This window comes from Pseudomonas sp. P5_B2, from assembly GCF_056400445.1.
Window position 1 is genome coordinate 15,792 of the sequence record NZ_JBFULH010000005.1, and the last position, 21,190, is coordinate 36,981.

General features: G+C 59.9%; 20 protein-coding genes. 17 read left to right on the forward strand and 3 right to left on the reverse strand.

Translation table 11 applies throughout. The annotated features are described in order from the left end of the window. Window positions 1-80: 80 nt before the first annotated feature. Both ilvA and AC1DRJ_RS01535 read left to right on the forward strand, forming a co-directional pair. Entirely contained in the window at window positions 81-1,595 is a 1,515-nt protein-coding gene (gene ilvA / locus AC1DRJ_RS01530) for a threonine ammonia-lyase, biosynthetic (protein ID WP_477800489.1), read from the forward strand. A 39-nt stretch (window positions 1,596-1,634) separates the two neighbouring features. Beyond that, window positions 1,635-2,060: a DUF2269 domain-containing protein gene (locus AC1DRJ_RS01535; RefSeq protein WP_477800490.1), complete on the forward strand. Its 426-nt coding sequence runs from the start codon at window positions 1,635-1,637 to the stop codon at window positions 2,058-2,060. Between the two features lie 117 nt (window positions 2,061-2,177). Here AC1DRJ_RS01535 and AC1DRJ_RS01540 read toward each other — a convergent pair whose 3' ends face one another. After that, window positions 2,178-2,834, reverse strand: a complete 657-nt coding sequence (locus tag AC1DRJ_RS01540; protein WP_477800491.1) for a histidinol-phosphatase — start codon at window positions 2,832-2,834, stop codon at window positions 2,178-2,180. A gap of 143 nt (window positions 2,835-2,977) precedes the next feature. Between AC1DRJ_RS01540 and AC1DRJ_RS01545 the strand changes: the two genes are divergently transcribed. Beyond that, window positions 2,978-3,457, forward strand: a complete 480-nt coding sequence (locus tag AC1DRJ_RS01545; RefSeq protein WP_007945562.1) for an RNA pyrophosphohydrolase — start codon at window positions 2,978-2,980, stop codon at window positions 3,455-3,457. A gap of 22 nt (window positions 3,458-3,479) precedes the next feature. Then, entirely contained in the window at window positions 3,480-5,759 is a 2,280-nt protein-coding gene (ptsP, locus tag AC1DRJ_RS01550) for a phosphoenolpyruvate--protein phosphotransferase (RefSeq protein ID WP_477800492.1), read from the forward strand. 114 nt (window positions 5,760-5,873) lie between these two features. Here ptsP and AC1DRJ_RS01555 read toward each other — a convergent pair whose 3' ends face one another. Then, on the reverse strand, window positions 5,874-6,620 hold the full coding sequence (locus AC1DRJ_RS01555; protein ID WP_477800493.1) for an NRDE family protein: 747 nt from the start codon (window positions 6,618-6,620) through the stop codon (window positions 5,874-5,876). A gap of 133 nt (window positions 6,621-6,753) precedes the next feature. Here AC1DRJ_RS01555 and AC1DRJ_RS01560 point away from each other — a divergent pair, with 133 nt between their 5' ends. From AC1DRJ_RS01560 to AC1DRJ_RS01575, 4 genes are all read left to right on the forward strand, one after another. Continuing rightward, window positions 6,754-7,536 carry a sulfite exporter TauE/SafE family protein gene (locus tag AC1DRJ_RS01560; RefSeq protein WP_477800494.1) on the forward strand — a complete coding sequence of 261 codons (783 nt, stop codon included), beginning with the start codon at window positions 6,754-6,756 and terminating at the stop codon, window positions 7,534-7,536. A 78-nt stretch (window positions 7,537-7,614) separates the two neighbouring features. Then, entirely contained in the window at window positions 7,615-8,421 is an 807-nt protein-coding gene (gene lgt / locus AC1DRJ_RS01565) for a prolipoprotein diacylglyceryl transferase (RefSeq protein WP_007945558.1), read from the forward strand. A 48-nt stretch (window positions 8,422-8,469) separates the two neighbouring features. Then, window positions 8,470-9,441 (forward strand): thymidylate synthase, encoded by a 972-nt coding sequence (locus AC1DRJ_RS01570; RefSeq protein WP_477800495.1) that lies wholly within the window; start codon window positions 8,470-8,472, stop codon window positions 9,439-9,441. Between the two features lie 151 nt (window positions 9,442-9,592). Continuing rightward, window positions 9,593-10,429, forward strand: a complete 837-nt coding sequence (locus AC1DRJ_RS01575) for a hypothetical protein (RefSeq protein WP_477800496.1) — start codon at window positions 9,593-9,595, stop codon at window positions 10,427-10,429. 21 nt (window positions 10,430-10,450) lie between these two features. On the opposite strand, the gene cadR is transcribed toward AC1DRJ_RS01575, so the two are convergent. Beyond that, on the reverse strand, window positions 10,451-10,900 hold the full coding sequence (gene cadR, locus AC1DRJ_RS01580; protein WP_477800497.1) for a Cd(II)/Pb(II)-responsive transcriptional regulator: 450 nt from the start codon (window positions 10,898-10,900) through the stop codon (window positions 10,451-10,453). 85 nt (window positions 10,901-10,985) lie between these two features. Here cadR and AC1DRJ_RS01585 point away from each other — a divergent pair, with 85 nt between their 5' ends. The 9 genes from AC1DRJ_RS01585 to AC1DRJ_RS01625 all read left to right on the forward strand — a co-directional run bounded on the left by AC1DRJ_RS01585 (window position 10,986) and on the right by AC1DRJ_RS01625 (window position 21,093). Further along, on the forward strand, window positions 10,986-13,247 hold the full coding sequence (locus AC1DRJ_RS01585) for a heavy metal translocating P-type ATPase (RefSeq protein WP_477800498.1): 2,262 nt from the start codon (window positions 10,986-10,988) through the stop codon (window positions 13,245-13,247). 16 nt (window positions 13,248-13,263) lie between these two features. Then, window positions 13,264-14,127, forward strand: coding sequence for a LysR family transcriptional regulator (locus AC1DRJ_RS01590; RefSeq protein ID WP_477800499.1), 864 nt, complete (start codon window positions 13,264-13,266; stop codon window positions 14,125-14,127). Between the two features lie 240 nt (window positions 14,128-14,367). Next, window positions 14,368-15,444, forward strand: a complete 1,077-nt coding sequence (locus AC1DRJ_RS01595; RefSeq protein ID WP_477800500.1) for a putative 2-aminoethylphosphonate ABC transporter ATP-binding protein — start codon at window positions 14,368-14,370, stop codon at window positions 15,442-15,444. Continuing rightward, entirely contained in the window at window positions 15,444-17,168 is a 1,725-nt protein-coding gene (locus AC1DRJ_RS01600; RefSeq protein ID WP_477800501.1) for a putative 2-aminoethylphosphonate ABC transporter permease subunit, read from the forward strand. The genes AC1DRJ_RS01595 and AC1DRJ_RS01600 overlap by 1 nt, the downstream gene beginning before the upstream one ends. A gap of 51 nt (window positions 17,169-17,219) precedes the next feature. Then, window positions 17,220-18,245: a putative 2-aminoethylphosphonate ABC transporter substrate-binding protein gene (locus AC1DRJ_RS01605; RefSeq protein ID WP_477800502.1), complete on the forward strand. Its 1,026-nt coding sequence runs from the start codon at window positions 17,220-17,222 to the stop codon at window positions 18,243-18,245. Between the two features lie 53 nt (window positions 18,246-18,298). Beyond that, window positions 18,299-19,432, forward strand: a complete 1,134-nt coding sequence (locus AC1DRJ_RS01610) for a TIGR03364 family FAD-dependent oxidoreductase (protein WP_477800503.1) — start codon at window positions 18,299-18,301, stop codon at window positions 19,430-19,432. Further along, window positions 19,432-20,031, forward strand: a complete 600-nt coding sequence (locus tag AC1DRJ_RS01615) for a phosphonate degradation HD-domain oxygenase (RefSeq protein ID WP_477800504.1) — start codon at window positions 19,432-19,434, stop codon at window positions 20,029-20,031. The genes AC1DRJ_RS01610 and AC1DRJ_RS01615 overlap by 1 nt, the downstream gene beginning before the upstream one ends. Before the next feature lie 94 nt (window positions 20,032-20,125). Further along, complete coding sequence (locus tag AC1DRJ_RS01620; RefSeq protein ID WP_477800505.1) at window positions 20,126-20,659, forward strand: hypothetical protein; 534 nt, start codon at window positions 20,126-20,128, stop codon at window positions 20,657-20,659. Beyond that, a complete protein-coding gene (locus tag AC1DRJ_RS01625; RefSeq protein WP_477800506.1) occupies window positions 20,650-21,093 on the forward strand; it encodes a hypothetical protein in 444 nt (147 codons plus the stop codon). The genes AC1DRJ_RS01620 and AC1DRJ_RS01625 overlap by 10 nt, the downstream gene beginning before the upstream one ends. Window positions 21,094-21,190: the final 97 nt, after the last annotated feature.

The window sequence follows — 21,190 nt, forward strand, 5'->3', positions numbered from 1 at the left end:
CACCTGTTTAGTGTGGTCGCCCGCCTAAAAGCCGGGTTAGACTCCTTGGCCCTGCCCAACCCGCTCAGTGATGCTTTCCGATGCTCGAACAGTACGTCAAAAAGATCCTCACATCGCGCGTTTATGACGTTGCCGTAGAAACCCCATTGCAGACTGCCCGCCAGCTCTCCGAGCGGCTGGGCAACAGTATCTGGCTCAAGCGTGAAGACTTGCAGCCCGTGTTCTCGTTCAAGATACGCGGCGCTTACAACAAGTTGACCCAGTTGAGCGATGAAGAACGTGCTCGCGGCGTGGTGACGGCTTCAGCGGGCAACCATGCGCAAGGCCTGGCCCTGGCGGCGAAAGTGCTGGGTGTCAAAGCCACCATCGTCATGCCCAAGACCACCCCGGAAATCAAAGTCGAAGGCGTGCGTTCGCGCGGTGGCAAAGTGGTGCTGCACGGAGATTCGTTCCCGGAAGCCTTGGCCTACTCGCTGAAACTGGTCGACGAAAAAGGCTACGTCTACATCCACCCTTACGACGATCCCCACACCATTGCCGGGCAGGGCACGGTGGCCATGGAGATTCTGCGTCAGCACCCCGGGCGCCTGGATGCGATCTTCGTTCCGGTGGGCGGCGGCGGGCTGATCGCCGGCATCGCGGCCTATGTGAAATACCTGCGCCCGGAAATCAAGATCATCGGTGTGGAGCCGGACGATTCCAATTGCCTGCAAGCCGCCATGGCGGCGGGTGAGCGCGTGGTATTGCCGACCGTGGGCCTCTTCGCCGACGGCGTGGCAGTGGCGCAGATCGGTCAGCACACCTTCGACATCTGCAAAGACCATGTCGATGACGTGATCACCGTCAGCACCGACGAGATCTGTGCGGCGATCAAGGATATCTACGACGATACCCGCTCGATCACCGAACCGGCCGGCGCACTGGGTGTGGCCGGGATCAAGAAGTACGTTGAACAAAACGGCATCACCGGCCATACCTTCGTGGCCATCGACTCCGGTGCCAACGTCAACTTCGACCGTTTGCGCCACGTCGCCGAACGCGCCGAACTGGGTGAGGGGCGCGAAGCAATCATCGCCGTGACCATCCCCGAGAAACCGGGGAGCTTCAAGGCCTTCTGCGAAGCCATCGGCAAGCGCCAGATCACCGAATTCAACTACCGCTACAACACCGGCAGCGAAGCGCACATCTTCGTGGGCGTGCAGACGCACCCGGAAACCGATCCGCGCAGTGCGCTGCTGGCGAGCCTGACAGAGCAGGGCTTCCCGGTGCTGGACCTGACCGACAACGAACTCGCCAAGCTGCACATCCGCCACATGGTCGGTGGTCGTGCGGCCCACGTGGTCGATGAAGTCATCCTGCGCTTCGAATTCCCTGAGCGTCCGGGTGCGTTGTTCAACTTCCTCAACAAGTTGGGCGGGCGCTGGAATATCTCGATGTTCCATTACCGCAACCATGGTGCGGCGGACGGTCGAGTGGTCGCGGGCCTGCAAGTACCGCACGACGAACGTCATCTGGTGCCGGCGGCGCTGGAAGAAATTGGCTACCCGTACTGGGACGAAAGCGACAACCCGGCCTATAAGCTGTTTCTTGGCTGAGTGGCTAAGCTGATGGGCAGGTCATAAGGAAATCGGACAATGGAAACGTTAGCTGCCCTGAAAATGGCACACACCGCGGCGACGGCAATATTGTTGGGCTGTGCGCTGGGCTTGGGAATATGGGTTTGGCAAACGCGGCGTAGTGGCGATGCGACTGCCGGGGCACGCACGCTGCAGCGGCCACGGGTGTTCGTTTGGCTGCTGATGGGCCTTGCGTTGCTAAGCATGCCGTTCACGGGTTGGTGGATGGTGCATCTGGTGGGCTGGTCGTTGGGGCAGACGTGGTTGCTGGCTTCGAGTGTGCTTTATACGGTGGCGGCGCTGGCGTGGTTTTGGCTGTTGGTGCGGCTTAATAGGTTGCGCAAGGTGCCGGGTGGGGTGGGGAAATTTACCTTTGCCTTGGCGTTGTTCAGTTTTGTCTGCTTTGTCGCCATTGCGGGGTTGATGGGTGCCAAGCCGGTTTAGCGCGGAATCTGTAGCAGCTGCCGAGGTACGAGGCTGCGATGGGCTGCGAAGCGGCCCCATGGGCGGTCCTGCGGACCGCAACGCAGCCTCGTACCTCGGCAGCTGCTACAGGCGATATCAGTCGCGCAACGAAATCACCGGCCAGCCACGCTTCTCGGCTTCAGCGCGCAAATTCGGGTCCGGATCCACCGCCACGGCATGAGTCACCTGCTCCAACAACGGCAAATCATTCATCGAGTCGCTATAGAAATAACTGTCCTCCAGCGAATACCCGGTCTCTTCCAGCCAACTATTCAACCTTGTGACCTTGCCTTCCCGGAAGCACGGAACATCCGTGCTGCGCCCGGTATAACGGCCATCGACCATCTCGCACTCGGTGGCGATCAAGGTCTCAACCCCCAAACGCTGGGCAATCGGCCCGGTCACGAAGCGGTTGGTCGCGGTGATGATCACCAGTTTGTCGCCTGCCTCGCGGTGTTTGGCCAGCAGCGCCAAGGCCTTGGGCAACACGATCGGCTCGATGCAATCGCGCATGTAATCCAGGTGCCATTGATCCAGTGTGGCCATCTCGGTGCGGCCGAGAACTTCCAGGCAGAAGTTCAGGTAGGCGGCGTTATCCAGCTTGCCGGCCAGGTATTCCTGATAGAACGCGTCGTTGCGTGCCTTGTAGGCGACGGCGTCGAGAAAGCCACGCTCACACAGGTAATCGCCCCAGGCGTGGTCACTGTCGCCGCCCAGCAGCGTGTTGTCCAAGTCGAATAAAGCCAGACGCATTGCAGTTACTCGCTGAAAAGTCTGTAGAAAGGCGCCCAGAATACGGACTTTTCACAAGAGTGCACATAAGGTCGGTCGGCGCGTTGCTGCTTTCACAACCTTTGTGGAACAATGCGGCGACATGCGTTTGCGAGGTTGTTGCCGTGATCGACCCCGATGGTTTCCGCCCCAATGTCGGGATCATTCTCACGAATGATGCCGGACAGGTGCTATGGGCTCGCCGTATCAATCAAGATGCGTGGCAGTTTCCTCAGGGTGGGATCAACCCCCAGGAGACGCCGGAAGACGCCTTGTACCGCGAGTTGAACGAAGAAGTGGGTCTTGAGCGCGAAGATGTTGAAATTCTCGCCTGCACCCGGGGCTGGTTGCGCTATCGTTTGCCGCAACGACTGGTCCGTACCCACAGCCAACCGCTGTGCATCGGCCAGAAACAGAAATGGTTTCTCCTGCGCCTGATCTCCAACGAGCAGCGGGTGCGGATGGATTTGACCGGTAAACCGGAATTCGATGGCTGGCGCTGGGTCAGCTATTGGTATCCGTTGGGCCAGGTGGTGACATTCAAGCGCGAGGTGTATCGACGCGCTCTCAAAGAGCTTGCCCCGCGCCTTTTAACGCGCGACTGACGACGGAGTTCGACCCCGAGCCATGCTCAATACGCTGCGCAAGATCGTCCAGGAAGTTAACTCCGCCAAGGATCTCAAGGCGGCGTTGGGGATTATTGTGTTGCGCGTCAAAGAGGCCATGGGCAGCCAGGTCTGCTCGGTCTACCTGCTGGACCCTGAGACCAACCGCTTCGTGCTGATGGCCACTGAGGGCTTGAACAAGCGCTCGATCGGCAAAGTCAGCATGGCACCCAATGAAGGTCTGGTCGGCTTGGTCGGCACGCGTGAAGAACCCCTGAACCTCGAAAATGCCGCGGATCACCCGCGCTACCGTTACTTCGCCGAGACTGGCGAAGAGCGCTACGCCTCCTTCCTCGGGGCGCCGATCATTCACCACCGTCGCGTCGTCGGCGTGTTGGTTATTCAGCAAAAAGAACGCCGCCAGTTCGATGAAGGTGAAGAAGCCTTCCTCGTGACCATGAGCGCGCAGCTCGCCGGCGTAATCGCCCACGCCGAGGCCACTGGTTCGATCCGGGGCCTGGGCCGTCAAGGCAAGGGCATTCAGGAAGCCAAGTTCGTCGGCGTCCCGGGTTCGCCGGGTGCGGCGGTCGGTACGGCGGTGGTCATGCTGCCCCCTGCCGATCTGGACGTGGTGCCCGATAAAACCATCGTCGACATCGAAGCTGAACTCGGGCTGTTCAAGACCGCCATCGAAGGCGTGCGCGCCGACATGCGTGCCTTGTCCGCCAAGCTGGCAAACCAGTTGCGGCCTGAAGAGCGTGCGCTGTTCGATGTTTATCTGATGATGCTCGACGATGCCTCGCTCGGCAGCGAAATCACCACCGTCATCAAGACCGGTCAGTGGGCTCAGGGTGCGTTGCGTCAGGTGGTCACCGAACACGTCAACCGTTTCGAACTGATGGATGACGCCTACTTGCGTGAGCGCGCCTCGGACGTCAAAGACCTCGGTCGCCGCTTGCTTGCCTATTTGCAGGAAGAGCGTCAGCAAACCCTGGTTTACCCCGACAACACTATTCTGATCAGCGAAGAACTGACGCCGGCGATGCTCGGCGAGGTGCCGGAAGGCAAGCTGGTGGGTCTGGTGTCGGTCCTCGGTTCCGGCAACTCCCACGTGGCCATCCTGGCGCGCGCCATGGGCATCCCTACGGTGATGGGCCTGGTCGACTTGCCGTATTCGAAAGTCGACGGCATCCAGATGATCGTCGACGGCTACCACGGCGAGGTCTACACCAACCCGAGTGAAGTGCTGTGCAAGCAGTTCGCTGAAGTGGTCGAGGAAGAAAAACAACTGTCCCTCGGGCTGGATGCACTGCGCGATCTGCCGTGTATCACCGTCGATGGTCACCGCATGCCGTTATGGGTCAACACCGGCCTGCTGGCGGACGTAGCGCGAGCGCAGAAGCGCGGTGCCGAAGGCGTCGGGCTGTACCGCACCGAAGTTCCGTTCATGATCAACCAGCGCTTCCCGAGCGAAAAGGAACAGCTGGCGATCTACCGTGAGCAATTGGCCGCTTTCCATCCGCAACCGGTGACCATGCGTACCCTGGACATCGGCGGCGACAAGTCACTGTCGTACTTCCCGATCAAGGAAGACAACCCGTTCCTCGGCTGGCGCGGCATTCGCGTCACCCTCGACCACCCGGAAATCTTCCTGGTGCAGACCCGCGCGATGCTCAAGGCCAGCGAAGGCCTGAACAACCTGCGCATTCTGCTGCCGATGATCTCCGGTACTCATGAACTGGAAGAGGCGCTGCACCTGATCCACCGGGCCTGGGGTGAAGTGCGCGACGAAGGCTGTGACGTGCCGATGCCGCCGATTGGCGTGATGATCGAGATTCCCGCTGCTGTGTATCAGACCAAGGAACTGGCGCGGCAAGTGGACTTCCTGTCAGTCGGCTCCAACGACCTGACCCAGTACCTGCTGGCCGTGGACCGTAACAACCCGCGGGTGGCCGACCTTTACGACTACCTGCACCCGGCGGTGCTTCAGGCGTTGCAGAACGTGGTGCGTGATGCGCATGCCGAAGGCAAGCCTGTGAGTATCTGCGGTGAAATGGCCGGCGACCCGGCAGCGGCGGTGCTGTTGATGGCGATGGGCTTCGACAGCCTGTCGATGAACGCCACCAACCTGCCGAAAGTGAAGTGGATGCTGCGTCAGATCAACCTGAGCAAGGCCAAGGATTTGCTCGCGGAATTGATGACCATCGACAATCCGCAAGTTATCCACAGCTCGCTGCAACTGGCGCTGAAGAATCTTGGTTTGGCGCGGATGATCAATCCGGCTTCGGCCAAGACCCTCTAAAAGGCTGATGCCCCCATCGCGAGCAGGCTCGCTCCCACATTGGATCTGTGATCGACGCAAATCCCCTGTGGGAGTGAGCCTGCTCGCGATGGGGCCAGTCCATACAACACAAAACTAAACCCTGATCTCCACTTCCCCAAGATGCCCCCCATACGGCCCGAAACTCCTTTCGACCATATGCCGCGACCCATCCGCCTGAACAATCAAAGCTGTACTCGCCCGCGTCCCATAACTCTGGCTGGCAATAAACACACTCGACAACAACGTCTCGGTCGCCAGCCCAACCCCGGTGTCCGGCAGTTCGGTAAACGGCGCCGTCTGCGAGTCCGCCAATAACGCCAGCAACGCCTGGGGCTGTGGGTCTCCGAACACTTCCTCCAGCGCCGCCCGTGCCTTGAGCAATTTCGGCCACGGTGTATCCAGGCCGGCATTCGACAGCCCATAAACACCGGGTGTCAGCATCACCGCCTCCGACTCTCGTGCATTGAAATGCCACAGTTCGCTGGCATTGCCGATCAACAGATTAAACCCGGCATATTCCAGTGAACGTCCGACAACGTCGTTCAAATAGTCATTTATCGATTGGTCGCCCAACAAATACCCTGCCACCAACTCCCCCCGCGATTTACGCGACGGCGGTTGATGCGGGTCACGGATGTTGGTCAGCGCGGCGAAGCGCCCGTTGGCGCCGATACCGAGCCAGGTGCCGCCGGCTTCCTGGTCTCGGCCGGCATAAACCTGTGGCGCTTCGGGCCATTGCGCCAGAGGCAGGCTCGGGCGGGCGTAGAACTCGTCGCGGTTGGCCGCCACGACCAAGGGCTGGGCGTGGCCGGGTCGCCAGGCGAAGACAATCAGGCACATAAGGTGGTCCCTGTGTGTTTTTTGCCCACTCTACGCAGACATCGCGCGGGTATCCATCGCCATCCAGTGGAGCCCGAGGCCATGCATCCGTTACCATGCCGCTCCGGTTTTGGGTGAAGAGTGGAATGCAGGCATGGAATTTCTGCTCTATCTGGCGCTGGGCGCCTGCGCAGGTGTGTTGGCCGGGCTGTTCGGGGTGGGTGGCGGGATCATCATCGTCCCCGTGTTGGTATTCAGTTTCACCTTGCAGGGCTTTGACACGTCGATCCTGACCCACTTGGCGGTCGGCACGTCCCTGGCGACGATTATCTTTACGTCGATCAACGCTGTCCGCGAGCACCAGCGTCGTGGCGCGGTACGTTGGCCGATTTTCGCCTGGATGACTGTCGGCATTCTGATCGGCGCCGGTTTCGGTGCGCTGACCGCCGAAGCGATCTCCGGCCCGAATTTGCAGAAGATCATCGGCGTCTTTGCCTTGATCATCGCCGCGCAACTGGCGCTCGACGTCAAACCCAAAGCCAGCCGAACGGTACCGGGTAAACTCGGGCTGACCGTGGCGGGCAGCGTGATTGGCTGGGCCTCGGCGATTTTCGGGATTGGCGGCGGCTCGTTGACCGTGCCGTTTTTGACCTGGCGCAGTGTGCCGATGCAGCAAGCAGTGGCCACCTCATCGGCCTGTGGTCTGCCCATCGCGTTGGCCAGTGCATTAAGTTTCATGATTCTGGGCTGGCACGATCCGTTGTTGCCGGCCCTTAGTCTCGGTTTTATTTATTTGCCGGCGCTGTTGGGCATTGCCCTGACCAGCATGGTCTTCGCCCGCTTCGGTGCGCGATTGGCCCATAAGCTGTCGCCGAAGTTGCTGAAAAGACTGTTTGCCGCTTTGCTGTTCTGCGTTGGCTTGAACTTCTTGCTCTGACGCACGGCGCAATCCTGGCTTAATCCTGAGGTGGCAGCGTCGCCCGGGAATTTTGGTTTCAACTAACGAGGAGTCGCAATGCTGCCTTACCCGCAGATCGACCCGGTGGCCCTGGCCATCGGTCCGCTGAAAATCCACTGGTACGGTTTGATGTACCTGATCGGCATTGGCGGCGCCTGGCTGCTGGCGTCTCGCCGGTTGAACCGGTTCGACCCGACCTGGACCAAGGAGAAACTTTCCGACATGGTCTTCTGGATGTCGATGGGCGTCATTGTCGGCGGCCGTCTGGGTTACGTGCTGTTCTACGATCTGCACGCCTACCTGGCCAGTCCGGCGCTGATTTTCGAAGTGTGGAAGGGCGGCATGTCGTTCCACGGCGGCTTCATCGGTGTAATGCTGGCGGCGCTGTGGTTTGGTAAAAAGAACAACAAGTCGTTCTTCCAGCTGATGGACTTTGTCGCGCCAATGGTGCCGATTGGCCTGGGCGCCGGGCGTATCGGTAATTTCATCAACGCCGAGTTGTGGGGCAAGGCGACTGACGTGCCGTGGGCAATGGTCTTCCCGACCGATCCGGCACAACTGGCACGCCATCCGTCGCAGCTATATCAGTTCGCCCTCGAAGGCGTAGCGCTGTTCGCCATTCTCTGGCTGTTCTCGCGCAAGCCGCGGCCAACCATGGCGGTGTCCGGGATGTTCGCGCTGTTCTACGGCATCTTCCGTTTCATCGTCGAATTCGTCCGCGTACCCGACGCGCAACTGGGCTATCTGGCCTGGAACTGGCTGACCATGGGCCAAGTGCTCTGCGTACCGATGATCGTCGGTGGGCTGTTCCTGATCTGGCTGGCGTATCACCGCGCCCCGGCGGCACCCGCGACGGCAGTATAAAATTCGATCCCGGGGCTTGGGCCTCGGGTTCAAGGACACAGGTAACTCATGAAGCAATATCTCGAACTGGTCGCCCACGTCATCAAGAACGGCACCAAGCAAGCCAACCGCACCGGCGTGAACACCATCAGCTTTCCGGGCGCGATGCTGCGTTATGACCTGAAGGAAGGGTTCCCGGCGATCACCACGCGCAAGATGGCCTTCAAATCGGCCATCGGCGAGATGTGTGGTTTCCTGCGTGGGGTGAACAACGCCGCCGAATTCCGCGCGCTGGGCTGCAAGGTCTGGGATCAGAACGCCAACGAAAATGCGCAGTGGCTGGCCAACCCGTTCCGTCAGGGCGACGACGACCTCGGCGAGATCTACGGCGTGCAATGGCGCAAGTGGCCGGCGTACAAGCAGATCCCGGTCAGCAACCAGGCCGCCATCGAGCAGACACTGAGCCAAGGCTACCGCCAGATCGCTGAGGGCGAAGAAGACGGTCAGGCCTACGTGGTGCTGTACAAGGCAATCGACCAGATCCGTCAGTGCGTCGACACCATCATCAAGGACCCGGGCAGCCGCCGCATTCTGTTCCACGGCTGGAACGTCGCCCAACTCGATGAAATGGCCCTGCCGCCGTGCCACTTGCTGTACCAGTTCCACCCGAATGTCGAGACCAAGGAAATTTCCCTGACCCTCTACATCCGCTCCAATGACCTGGGCCTTGGCACTCCGTTCAACCTCACTGAAGGCGCCGCACTGCTGAGCCTGATCGGTCGCCTGACCGGCTACACGCCGCGCTGGTTCACCTATTTCATCGGTGACGCCCACGTCTACGAAAACCACCTGGACATGCTCAACGAACAGCTCAAGCGCGAGCCGTTCCCGATGCCGAAACTGGTGATCAGCGACCGTGTGCCGGAGTTTGCCAAGACGGGTGAATATCAGCCGGAATGGCTGGAGTTGATCGAGCCGGGCGATTTCTCGCTTGAGGGTTATCAGCATCACGCGCCAATGACCGCGCCAATGGCGGTTTGATAGTTTGGCCAGTGGGCATTTTTGATTAGAAAAAGGTCTAGCTGACTGTCATTTATGACAGTAGGTGAATAAGCGAGAGGGTGTTTGACTGATCACGAGGCCATTTAGGCTTGGGTCAGCCAACACCCTTTTTTTATTCTGGAGTCTCTTCATGACGATTACATTGCCCAATGGAACGGCGGGCTTCTGCGAGAAACAATCAGGCCTTCCGAGCAAGCGATCAAGCACCGTTTTGAACCCCCCGCTGATTTGTTGTGAAGCGCGGTCTGGCCTCATTCATTTCATTCCGAGCCTCGCCCCATGGGGATGTGTGGTGCCCATGGAGTTACTTTCGGGAGCCCCCATCTTCGTCGATTCGCTTCGCGTGGTTGTGGCAGTAAACGAATTTGATTTCAAGATCGGTGACAAGGTTCGGGTGCAATGGCAGGCGCTAGGCGATACAGGGAAGCGTTACACATCGCCATCCCGGTCAGTAGTGGAATTCACCAATTTGTATTATGTGATTTCTGATGAGATTGCCCGCCGGTTTGAAGGGGAGGAGACGGTCGAGGTTATTTTTGTGATCGAAAGAGGGGCGAGCGCTTTGCCTTCTGGCTCGTTGTTCATGACGTTGGCCCCGACACTGATTCAAACCAGCCCGATTTTTATTGAAGGTGTATCGGAGGGAGTTTTGAAGATCGATCAACATCCCGACGGCATCATCCTGACCATCCCTCACATTGAAAACCTTCGAACCAACAACGCCATCGAAATGACCTCGCGCAGTGATTGGACAGATGCACATGTCGGTCCTTGTAGAGACTATCAGCGCAAATTGGCAGTCAGCCCGGAATCACCGCTGAAGTTTCGGATTGAGCCTTCTGTCTATCAGGCGCATCGTGGTCATTCGATTCACTTGTTCTGCAGCGTTTTTCTGGGTTCAGGTATGGTGCCGGGGATTGCCTACGGCATGGGTTCCCGAGGCACCCTGGAACTTAAATTGATATAAGCGCCTGAGTGGGCGACTGACTCAATGCCCATGACTCCTGCCGACATGGGAATGCTCAACTTCCGTCGCCACAACCCCACCACTCACTTCCAGCCGCTGCAAAATCCCGCACTGATCAATATCCGGCCCTTCGCCACAGCGTTGGCGCAGGTCGAGCAGTTGTGTCTGCAACGCCAATAATCCATCGATCCGCGCTTTGACGTGGTGGATATGTTCGTCGATCAGCGCATTTACGCTTTCGCACTGATCCTGCGGGCTGTCGCGCAAGGCCAGCAAGCTGCGGATCTCTTCCAGCGTCATGTCGAGCGTGCGGCAGTTGCGGATGAAGGTCAGGCGTTCGGCGTGGGCCTGGGTGTAGACGCGGTAGTTGCCGTCGCTGCGGGCCGGTTCTGGCAGCAGGTTTTCGCGCTCGTAGTAGCGGATGGTTTCCACGGCGCAGTCGGTGAGTCTGGCCAGTTCTCCAATCTTCATGACGGCAATCTCCCAATAGGTGCTTGACCCTATAGTGGCTACAGGGTCTTTACTTGGCAACAGGCACCTTCATGGACGCGACCTGATGAGCGATTCCCGACACACTCACATTCCCAAGGCTGAGCACGATCACAGCCACAAGCTGCAGCCTTTACAGAAGCATGAGCATGGCGGCCACGGTGATTCCTGCTGTTCTGCCAAAGTGGCGGCGCCGTCGCTGATAACGTTGAGCGAAACGCCAACCGCAGGTGCGCGGCTGAACAGTTTTCGCATCGACGCGATGGACTGCCCGACCGAGCAGACGCTGATCCAGAACAAACTCGGCAAGCTCGCGGGTGTGCAGCAACTGGAATTCAACCTGATCAACCGGGTATTGGGCGTGACCCACGATCTGCCGAGTACGGCGCCGATCATCGAGGCGATCAAGTCGCTGGGCATGGTTGCCGAGCCGCTGGAGCAGGGCGTTGAAGCGCCCGCTCCAGCGCCGGAGAGAAAACCGTGGTGGCCACTGGCGCTGTCCGGTGTGGGGGCGTTGGCCGCCGAAGTGATCCACTTCACCCATTTCGCGCCCAATTGGGTGGTGGCGATCATTGCGCTGGTCTCGATCCTCAGCGGCGGGCTGAGTACGTACAAAAAGGGCTGGATCGCCCTGAAAAACCTCAACCTGAACATCAACGCGCTGATGAGCATCGCTGTGACCGGCGCGATCCTGATCGGGCAGTGGCCGGAAGCGGCGATGGTGATGTTTCTGTTTACCGTGGCCGAGTTGATCGAAGCCAAATCCCTGGACCGTGCGCGTAATGCCATCAGCGGCTTGATGCAGATGACTCCGGAACAGGCCACGGCGCAGTTGGCTGACGGCAGTTGGGCCGCACAAGACGTCAAAGCCATCGAACTCGGTGCGCGGGTGCGCGTACGGCCCGGTGAGCGGATCGGTCTGGACGGTGAAGTGGTCTCGGGCAGTTCGACCATCGATCAGGCGCCGATCACTGGCGAAAGCCTGCCGGTGGAGAAAACCGTTGGCGACAAGGTGTTCGCCGGTACCATCAATCAGGCTGGGTCTCTGGAATATGCCGTGACCGCGGCCGCCAACAATTCGACGCTGGCGCGGATCATCCATGCCGTAGAACAGGCCCAAGGCGCGCGGGCACCGACCCAGCGTTTCGTTGATAGCTTCTCGAAAATCTACACGCCAGCGGTATTCATCCTGGCCCTTGCCGTCGCGGTGATTCCTCCGCTGTTCATGGGGGCCGCCTGGTTCGACTGGATCTACCGTGCGCTGGTGTTGCTGGTGGTCGCATGCCCGTGTGCATTGGTGATTTCAACCCCGGTGACCATCGTCAGCGGCCTCGCGGCAGCGGCGCGCAAAGGGATTCTGGTGAAGGGCGGCGTTTATCTGGAGGGCGGTTACAAGCTCGATTACCTGGCCTTGGACAAGACCGGCACGATCACCCACGGTAAACCGGTGCAGACCGATTATTTATCGCTCGACCCCATGGCTGACGAATCCGCCCCAGCGATTGCCGCTGCACTTGCCGGTCGTTCGGATCACCCGGTATCGCTGGCCATCGCCAACGCGGCTGTGGATAAACAACTTGCACCGCTGATTGTGGATAACTTCGAAGCGCTGGCCGGTCGCGGTGTGCGCGGCGACATCAATGGCCAGACTTACCACTTGGGTAACCATCGCCTGGTGGAAGAACTGAACCTCTGCTCGCCGGCGCTGGAAGAGAAACTGTTTGCCCTGGAAAAACAGGGTAAGTCCGTGGTGTTGCTGCTCGATCACTCCGGCCCGTTGGCACTATTCGCCGTGGCGGACACAGTCAAGGAGTCCAGCCGCGAAGCGATCCAGCAACTGCACGATCTGGGCATCAAAACCCTGATGCTCACCGGCGACAACGTCCACACCGCTCAAGCAATTGCCGCGCAAGTCGGCATCGACGAGGCCAGAGGCGATCTGTTGCCAACCGACAAACTGCAAGCCATCGAAGCCCTTTATGCTAAGGGTCATAACGTTGGCATGGTCGGTGACGGCATCAACGACGCACCGGCACTGGCCCGGGCCGAAATCGGTTTCGCCATGGCTGCGGCGGGCACCGACACCGCCATCGAAACCGCCGATGTCGCCCTGATGGACGACGATCTGCGCAAGATTCCGGCGTTCATCCGCTTGTCGCGCCAGACCTCCAGCATCCTGAAACAGAACATCGCTCTCGCTTTGGTCATCAAGGCGATCTTTCTTGGGGTAACCTTCGCCGGGATCGCCACCATGTGGATGGCGGTGTTCGCCGACATGGGCGTGAGCCTGTTGGTGGTGTTCAACGGTTTGCGCCTGCTGCGCAAATAAGCGATGAGGAGCGGGTGTGCTGAGTGCCGAGCTGAAGGCGTTTTACATGGTGGCCCGTCTGGGCAGCATTACCCTGGCGGCGAAGAAGCTCGGCCTGAGCCAGCCCACGGTGACGACGCAGATCCGCAACCTGGAAAGTCAGTACTCAGTTGAGCTGTTCTACCGGGGCGGCCGCCGGCTCAGCGTCAGCGATGAAGGCGCGCGGCTGATGCCGATGGTCAAGGCACTGTTGCAGCAGGAAGCCGACATCGAGTTTTTCCTGCGCAACAGCGGTCAGGTCCAGGGCACGTTGCGCATCGCGGCCACGGCGCCGTATTACATCCTTGATCTGGTGAAGACCTTCCGCGAGCGCTTGCCGCAGGTGGAAGTGTCGGTAGAAATCGGCAACTCCCAGCAAGTGCTCGAAGCGCTGGAGGATTACCGGGTGGATGTCGCGGCGTCGTCGCAGTTGCTGGACGATGCGCGACTGATTCGCCGGGTGCTTGGCAGCGATCCGCTGGTGCTGGCCGTGCATCGCAATCATCCGCTGGCGGTTCATGACCATGTACCGCTCAGTGCGTTGGCCGGGCATACGTTGTTGATGCGTGAATCGGGCTCGACCACGCGCCGATTGACCGAAGAGTTGCTGGCCAGCGCCGGGGTGAGTTTCGGGCCGCTGCTGGAAATTGGCAGCCGTGAATCGATTCGAGAGGCGGTGCTGCGCAACATCGGTATCAGCATCATTGCCCGGCAGGAAGTACCGCATGATCCGCAACTGCGGGTGCTGACCATCGAGAATGCGCCGCAGATTCCCGAGTACCTGTATTGCCTCAAGGAGCGCAAAGGCGCGCGGTTGCCGGCGGCGTTTCTGGGGTTGGCGCAGGAAATGGCTCCGGCCTGAGATGTGTGCTGATTGTTCTGGCCTCTTCGCGAGCAAGCCCGCTCCCACATTCAACCGTGTTCTTATCCAAAGACTCGGTCAAATGTGGGAGCGGGCTTGCTCGCGAAGGCGCCAGATCAAACAACACAAAACTCGAACCCAAATCCCTGAATACCACTATCAGCGGTTTTTGCCTCACTGCCACATGACGGACTCATTACATCCCTAGGATGGCCTTCATCTGCTTGATGAGGCCTGTCCATGAACCACTTGATCGCAACTGCCCTGACCAACCCCGGCGCCCCGATGAAGGTGCGCGGCGTGCAGAAACGCTTTGGCGCCTTTACCGCGCTGGATAACGTTTCCCTCGACGTGGCGGCCGGAGAGCTGGTGTGTCTGCTGGGCCCATCGGGTTGTGGCAAGACTACCTTGCTGAGGTGCATCGCCGGACTGGAAAAGCAGGACAGCGGCGAGTTGTGCTTCGGGGATCGCGACGTTTCCCACCTCGCACCTCAGGCGCGGGACTACGGCATTCTCTTTCAGTCCTACGCGCTCTTTCCCAATCTCACTGTTGAAGCGAACATTGCCTACGGCCTCGCTGGCAGTGGTCGTGACGAAGTGCGCAAGCGTGTCGGTCAGATGCTGGAGCTGGTCGGCCTGATTGGCAGTGAGAAAAAATATCCTGGCCAATTGTCTGGTGGGCAACAGCAACGGGTCGCCCTGGCCCGAGCCTTGGCACCAGCGCCTTCGTTACTGCTGCTGGACGAACCAATGTCGGCGCTCGACGCCCGGGTTCGCGAGCATCTGTGCACCGAGTTGCGCCAACTGCAGCGCAACCTCGGCATCACTACCCTGATGGTCACGCACAATCAGGACGAGGCCATGCTGATGGCCGACCGCATCGCCGTGATGAACAACGGCAAGGTCGAGCAGTACGCCACACCGCAGGAAATCTACGACCGCCCGGCAACACCCTTTGTGGCGGAGTTCGTCGGCCAGGGCAACTGGTTGCCGTTCCAGCGCAGCAGCGACAGCCACGCCCAGGTCGGCGGGCTGAACATGCGCCTGGCCGATGGCAGCGCGAAAACCGCGTCGGGCCGTTTGTTCTGCCGCCCGGAGGCGATCAACGTCAATCCGCTGGTGCATGAGGAAAACCTATTCCCGGCCAAGGTTCGCGAGATCACCTTCCTTGGCAACCGTTGCCGCATGAGCTTCGAACTCGATCAACTGCCGGGTCACGCCTTGCTGGCGGAGTTGGCACCTGAAGCCATGCCGCGCCTCGGCGCCCAGCAGATCATGGTCGCCTTGCCGCCGCGCAGCCTGCAGGTGTTTGCCTGATGGGCGCGAACATCGCGCTGCCGATACCGCACAAGCAGGTTCGGCAGACCTCCCGCGCTGAAATCGGCGACCGGGTGTTCGTGGTGGGCGGCAAAGTCCTGTTGCTGGTATTGCTTGGCGTCGCCGTGTTGATGCCATTGCTGGCGATCTTCTGGCGTGGGTTCAGTTCAGAAGCCGGGCAGGGCGGCGGTCTGGTTGCGGCGCGAGAGTTGGTGACCAGCGAGAACTTTCACTGGCTGTTGGGTAACAGTCTCAAGGTTTCCCTCAGCGTTGCGGCAATTGTCGTACCGCTGGCTTATCTGTTTGCCTACGCCCTGCAGCGCACGTTGATTCCGGGAAAGGGCATCTGGCGCGGGATTTCGCTGCTGCCATTGATGGCGCCGTCGATGCTGCCGGGGATTGCGCTGGTTTACCTGTTTGGCAACCAGGGCATGTTGCGCGGTCTGCTCTCAGACAATATCTACGGCTTCTGGGGCATTGTGCTGGGCGAGGTGATCTACACCTTTCCACACGCCTTGATGATTCTGCTGTCGGCGCTGTCCCTGGCGGATGCGAGGCTGTTCGATGCCGCGTCCAGCATGGGTGCGAGTCCGGCGAAAGCCTTTCGCAGCATCACCTGGCCGGCGACGCGCCAGGCCGTGTTCGCCGCGTTCTGCCTGGTGTTCACCCTGACTATCACCGACTTCGGCGTGCCCGTGGTGGTCGGTGGCGATTATCAAGTGCTGGCGCTGGAAGCCTACAAAGCCGTGGTCGGTCAGCAGCAATTCGGTCGTGGTGCGTTGATCGGCATGGTCCTGCTGCTTCCGGCGCTGTTCAGCTTCGGCGTTGATGCGTGGTTGCGTCGACGTCAGGGCGATTCCATGAGCGGCCGTGCCCAAGTCTTCAATCCCGCTCCATCAAAGCTGCGCGATGGCTGCTATCTGGGCATCGTGTTGTTGATCTGCGCGGCGTTGCTGCTGGTGTTCGGCATGGCGATATTTTCTTCGCTGGTCAAGTTCTGGCCGTACAACCTGTCGCTGTCGCTCAACCATTACCAGTTCAACGACACGGCAGGCGGCGGCTGGCTGGCCTATGGCAACAGCGTGAAGATGGCCCTGTGCACGGCGCTGATCGGCAGCGTGCTGATCTTCACCGGCGCGTACCTGATGGAAAAAACCAAGGGCCAGCGTGGACTGAATCTGACACTGCGCATGCTCAGTTTCGTACCGATGGCGGTACCAGGACTGGTGCTGGGCCTGGGTTACGTCTTCTTCTTCAACCTCAGCGGCAACCCGCTGCATGTGCTCTACGGGACCATGACCCTGCTGGTGGTCTGCACCATTGCTCACTATTTGACCACCGCGCAAATGACCGCCACCACCGCGCTGCGTCAACTCGACGCCGAGTTCGAAGCCGCCGCGCTGTCGCTCAAGGCGCCGCTGTACCGGCATTACCTGCGGGTCACCGTGCCGATCTGCCTGCCGGCGCTGCTGGACATCGTGCGCTACCTGTTCGTCTCGGCCATGACCACCGTCTCGGCGGCGATCTTCCTCTACAGCCCCGACACCATCCTCGCGGCGGTGGCGGTGCTGAACATGGACGACGCCGGCAACGTCGGCGGCGCGGCGGCGATGTCGACCCTGATTCTGATCACCTCGGCGGGCGTGTCGCTGCTGCTGGCCTGGGCTTCGCGCGGTTTGCTGCGCCGCTCCCAGGCCTGGCGGCAAACAGCGCCCGGCAATTGATTCGCTGCTCCTAAAACCGAAAGTCCTTCAACTCAAAAACAGGAAAAGATCATGTTCAAGCCCCTGGCCCTGGCCGCTGCTGTTCTCACCGCTTTCAGCCTGAACGCCTTCGCGGCGCCAACCGAGTTGACGGTGTACACCGCCCTCGAAGCCGAGCAACTGAAGACCTACAAAGAAGCCTTCGAAAAGGCCAACCCGGACGTCGAGATCAAGTGGGTGCGCGATTCCACCGGCATCATCACCGCCAAGCTGCTGGCCGAAAAAGCCCGCCCGCAAGCCGACGCCGTCTGGGGCCTGGCCGCTTCGAGCCTGGCGATTCTTGACCAGCAAGGCATGCTGCAAAGCTACGCGCCGAAGGACCTCGGTAAAATCGGCGGCAACTACCGCGATGCCGCCAACCCGCCAGCGTGGGTTGGCATGGACGTCTGGGCCGCGACTATTTGCTTCAACACTGTCGAAGCCGAGAAGCAGGGTTTGACCAAACCGGTGAGCTGGCAAGACCTGACCAAGCCTGAATACAAAGGCAAGATCGTCATGCCCAACCCTGCCTCGTCTGGCACCGGTTTCCTCGATGTCAGCGCCTGGCTGCAAACCTTCGGCGAGAAGCAGGGCTGGGCGTACATGGACGGTCTGCACCAGAACATCGGCCAGTACGTTCACTCCGGTTCCAAGCCTTGCAAACTGGCGGCTGCCGGCGAATTCCCGATCGGTATTTCCTTTGAATACCCAGCCGTTCAGTTGAAGCGCCAGGGCGCGCCGCTGGACATCATCCTGCCGAAAGAAGGCTTGGGCTGGGAGATCGAAGCGACTGCCGTGATCAAAGGCACACCGCATGAAGACGCGGCGAAGAAACTGGCTGACTTCTCGGCAAGCCCGGCGGCAATGGAGCTCTACAAAGAGAACTTCGCTGTACTCGCCCAGCCAGGTATCGCCAAGCCGCAGACCGAATTGCCTGCCGATTATGAGCAGCGTTTGATCAAGAACGACTTTGCCTGGGCCTCCAAGAACCGCGACGAAATCCTCACTGAATGGCGCAAGCGCTATGACGGCAAGTCCGAGAAAGTGGCTGCCAAGTAACTGACACCGATCGTTCCCACGCGGAGCGTGGGAACGATCATTGGGGTAACTTCATGACACAACACAACGACCTGCTGATCGTAGGCGCCGGCATCCTCGGTCTGTCCCACGCTTACGCCGCCGCAAGGCGCGGTCTCAAAGTAACCGTTTTCGAACGCAGCGAAACGTCCTTGGGCGCCTCGGTGCGCAACTTCGGCCAAGCGCTCGTCACCGGCCAGCCACCGGGCCCGATGCTTGAACTGGCCAAGGCCAGCCGAGAGATCTGGGGCCAATGGGCGCAACTCGCCGGCCTGAAACTCAAACGCAACGGTTCGTACCTGTTTGCCCGCACCGAAGCGGAAGAACAGCTGCTGGAGGCGTTTTGCGCCGGCCGCGCCGTGGAGCACGGTTACCGTGTCGAGTTGCTGCGCGGTGCTGCTCTGCGTGATCTGTACGGCGGCCAGTTCAGCCATCACCGGGCCGCACTGCACGGGATGGACGATCAGCAACTGTATTCCCGCGAGGCGATTCCGGAGCTGATCGACTACCTGCGCCGCGAACTCGACGTGACCTTTCATTTTTCGACGCTGGTCCGCGACATCGAACCGGGCTGCTTGCACAGTACCGCCGGCACCTTCAGTGCCGAGCAAATCATCGTGTGCTCCGGCCACGATTATCAGACGTTGCTGGCCGAGCCGATTGCCGCGCTCAACCCGCAAATCTGTCGTCTACAAATGCTACGCGCCCGCCCGCAGATCAACCTCGACCTGCAACATGCGTTGCTCACCGGTTTGAGCTGCGTGCACTACGGCGCCTTTGCCGATCTGCCGGAAGCGGCGGCGGTGCAGGCGCAGATTCTGCGAGACGAGCCGCATCTGCATGACAACGGTATTCACTTGCTGATCAGCCCGACACCCTATGGCGAATTGATCATCGGCGACTCCCACCACTACGGCAGCGATGCCTCGCCGTTCAACGCCGAGCAAGTGGACAACTGGATGATTGAACTGGCCGAGCAGACGCTGGGCTGCAAGGTGCAAGTGCTCGAACGCTGGCAGGGGGTTTATGGCTCACGGGGCCCGGGGCCGTTTTCGTTCCTGCGCCCGATGCCGGGTGTCAGTATTGCTCTGATGCACACCGGTGTCGGCATGAGCGTCGGGCCGGCAATGGCCGAGCGTAACGTCGCGACTTTGCTGGGAGAGCGTTGATGGGCAACCACGAACAGGTGATTGCCGAGGTGTTCGGTCTATATGAACGCTTTGGCGCCAGCGACTACATCGGCGAACCAGTGTCACAGATCGAACACATGTCCCAGGCGGCGCAACGGGCGATGGCCGAAGACTTCGATGATGAAGTGGTGCTGGCCGCGTTCTTTCATGACATCGGACACATCTGCGCAGACGGTGCCGAGAACATGGGCGGCTTCGGCGTGGTCAGCCACGAGCGCCTGGGCGCTGACTACTTGCGCCGCGCCGGTTTCAGCGAACGCATGGCGCGACTGGTGGAGTACCACGTGCAGGCCAAGCGTTATCTGACGTTGAAGGAGCCTGGGTACTACGCGCGATTGAGCGAAGCCAGCCGCCGCACGTTGGAGTATCAGGGCGGCGTGATGGCGCCTGCCGAGGCTGAAGCCTTCGAGCGTGATCCGTTGTGCGATGTCAGTTTGCGCATGCGCCAGTGGGATGAGCTGGCGAAGGAGAGTGGGGTGCCGGTGATTGATCTTGAGGTGTTGAAGACTAAAGCCTCGGTGCTGCTAGCCAAGAGCAAGTTTCCTTCAACAGAGACACTCCTTGCTGCGGGTGTTTAGCGAAAATCCCTACTGGCTGCGGCGAAGTTGCGCCATGGCTATGAGGTTTTCGAGCCGCTAGTGTTTGAGCTTCTTTTATTGCCAAGGAATGCTCATGCGCTATTTGAAAGTCACCGTTCAGGACCGGGTCGGCAACGGTCGAGCCGACTCGGTTTTGCTGCAGTTCTATGAAACAGCTTGCACGCCTGGCGACGATGTCCTGATCAACAAGGCCTTCGCCCTGGATTTCGATGCCGATGGCAAAGTCGATTACAAAATGGGCGACGTCACAAACGACGGTAAAGAGAACAGCGTGGACCAGCGCCTGCTGAAGACCTTCGCCAATGCCTGCCTCAGGCTTGACTGGTTCAATCCCGGCGCTTCGACGAAACGGTATCTGAAGATCTTCGCTGAAGATTTCGCAGGGGATGGCAGTTCGGATACCGTACGTTTGCACTTTCACGAAGGGACTGGAAAACCGACGGACAAGACCCTGGCTTACACCGCGTCTGCCTACGACACCGATAACAACGGCACCCTCGACTGGTCGATTCACTTCGATGTGGATAACGATGGCGACGTGGATGCTGTAGACCGTGAACTGGTGTCGTTGCTGAGTGGTACCTACCTCAAGTTCAAATGGAAGTAAGCCCCCGGGCGCGTTACTTGAAAGTGATTGCGCAGGACCTGACGGGTCAAGGGCAGGCCGGAACCATGCTTTACCGGTTTTTCCAGAACGATCGCTGGTTGCGTGAAGCCACGGACACGGAGCGCCGATGGCTCAGTAACTTCGGCAAGACGTACTTGAAATGTACCTGGTTCAACGTGGGGGATGGTGAGGAGCGACATCTGCGGATTTTCGCGGATAACCGCTCTGGTGACGGCACTCCGGAAACCGTGAGGCTGCACTTCCATGACGGGGAAAAGATTGCGTATAAGGCGGCCGTTCACGACTTGGATAACGACGGGGCGTATGAGGTGGTGTTGAGTTCTGACGTGGACAACGATGGCCGGGGGAATCGCACGGATCGAAGACGGGTCAGTTCGTTGGTGCGCGAGTTTTTGAAGGTTGGCTGGTGGTGATCGAAGCTTGAGATCGAGTCGTGGCCTTCGCGAGCAGGCTCGCTCCCACAGGGATATGCATCGTGCACAAATCCAATGTGGGAGCGAGCCGGCTCCG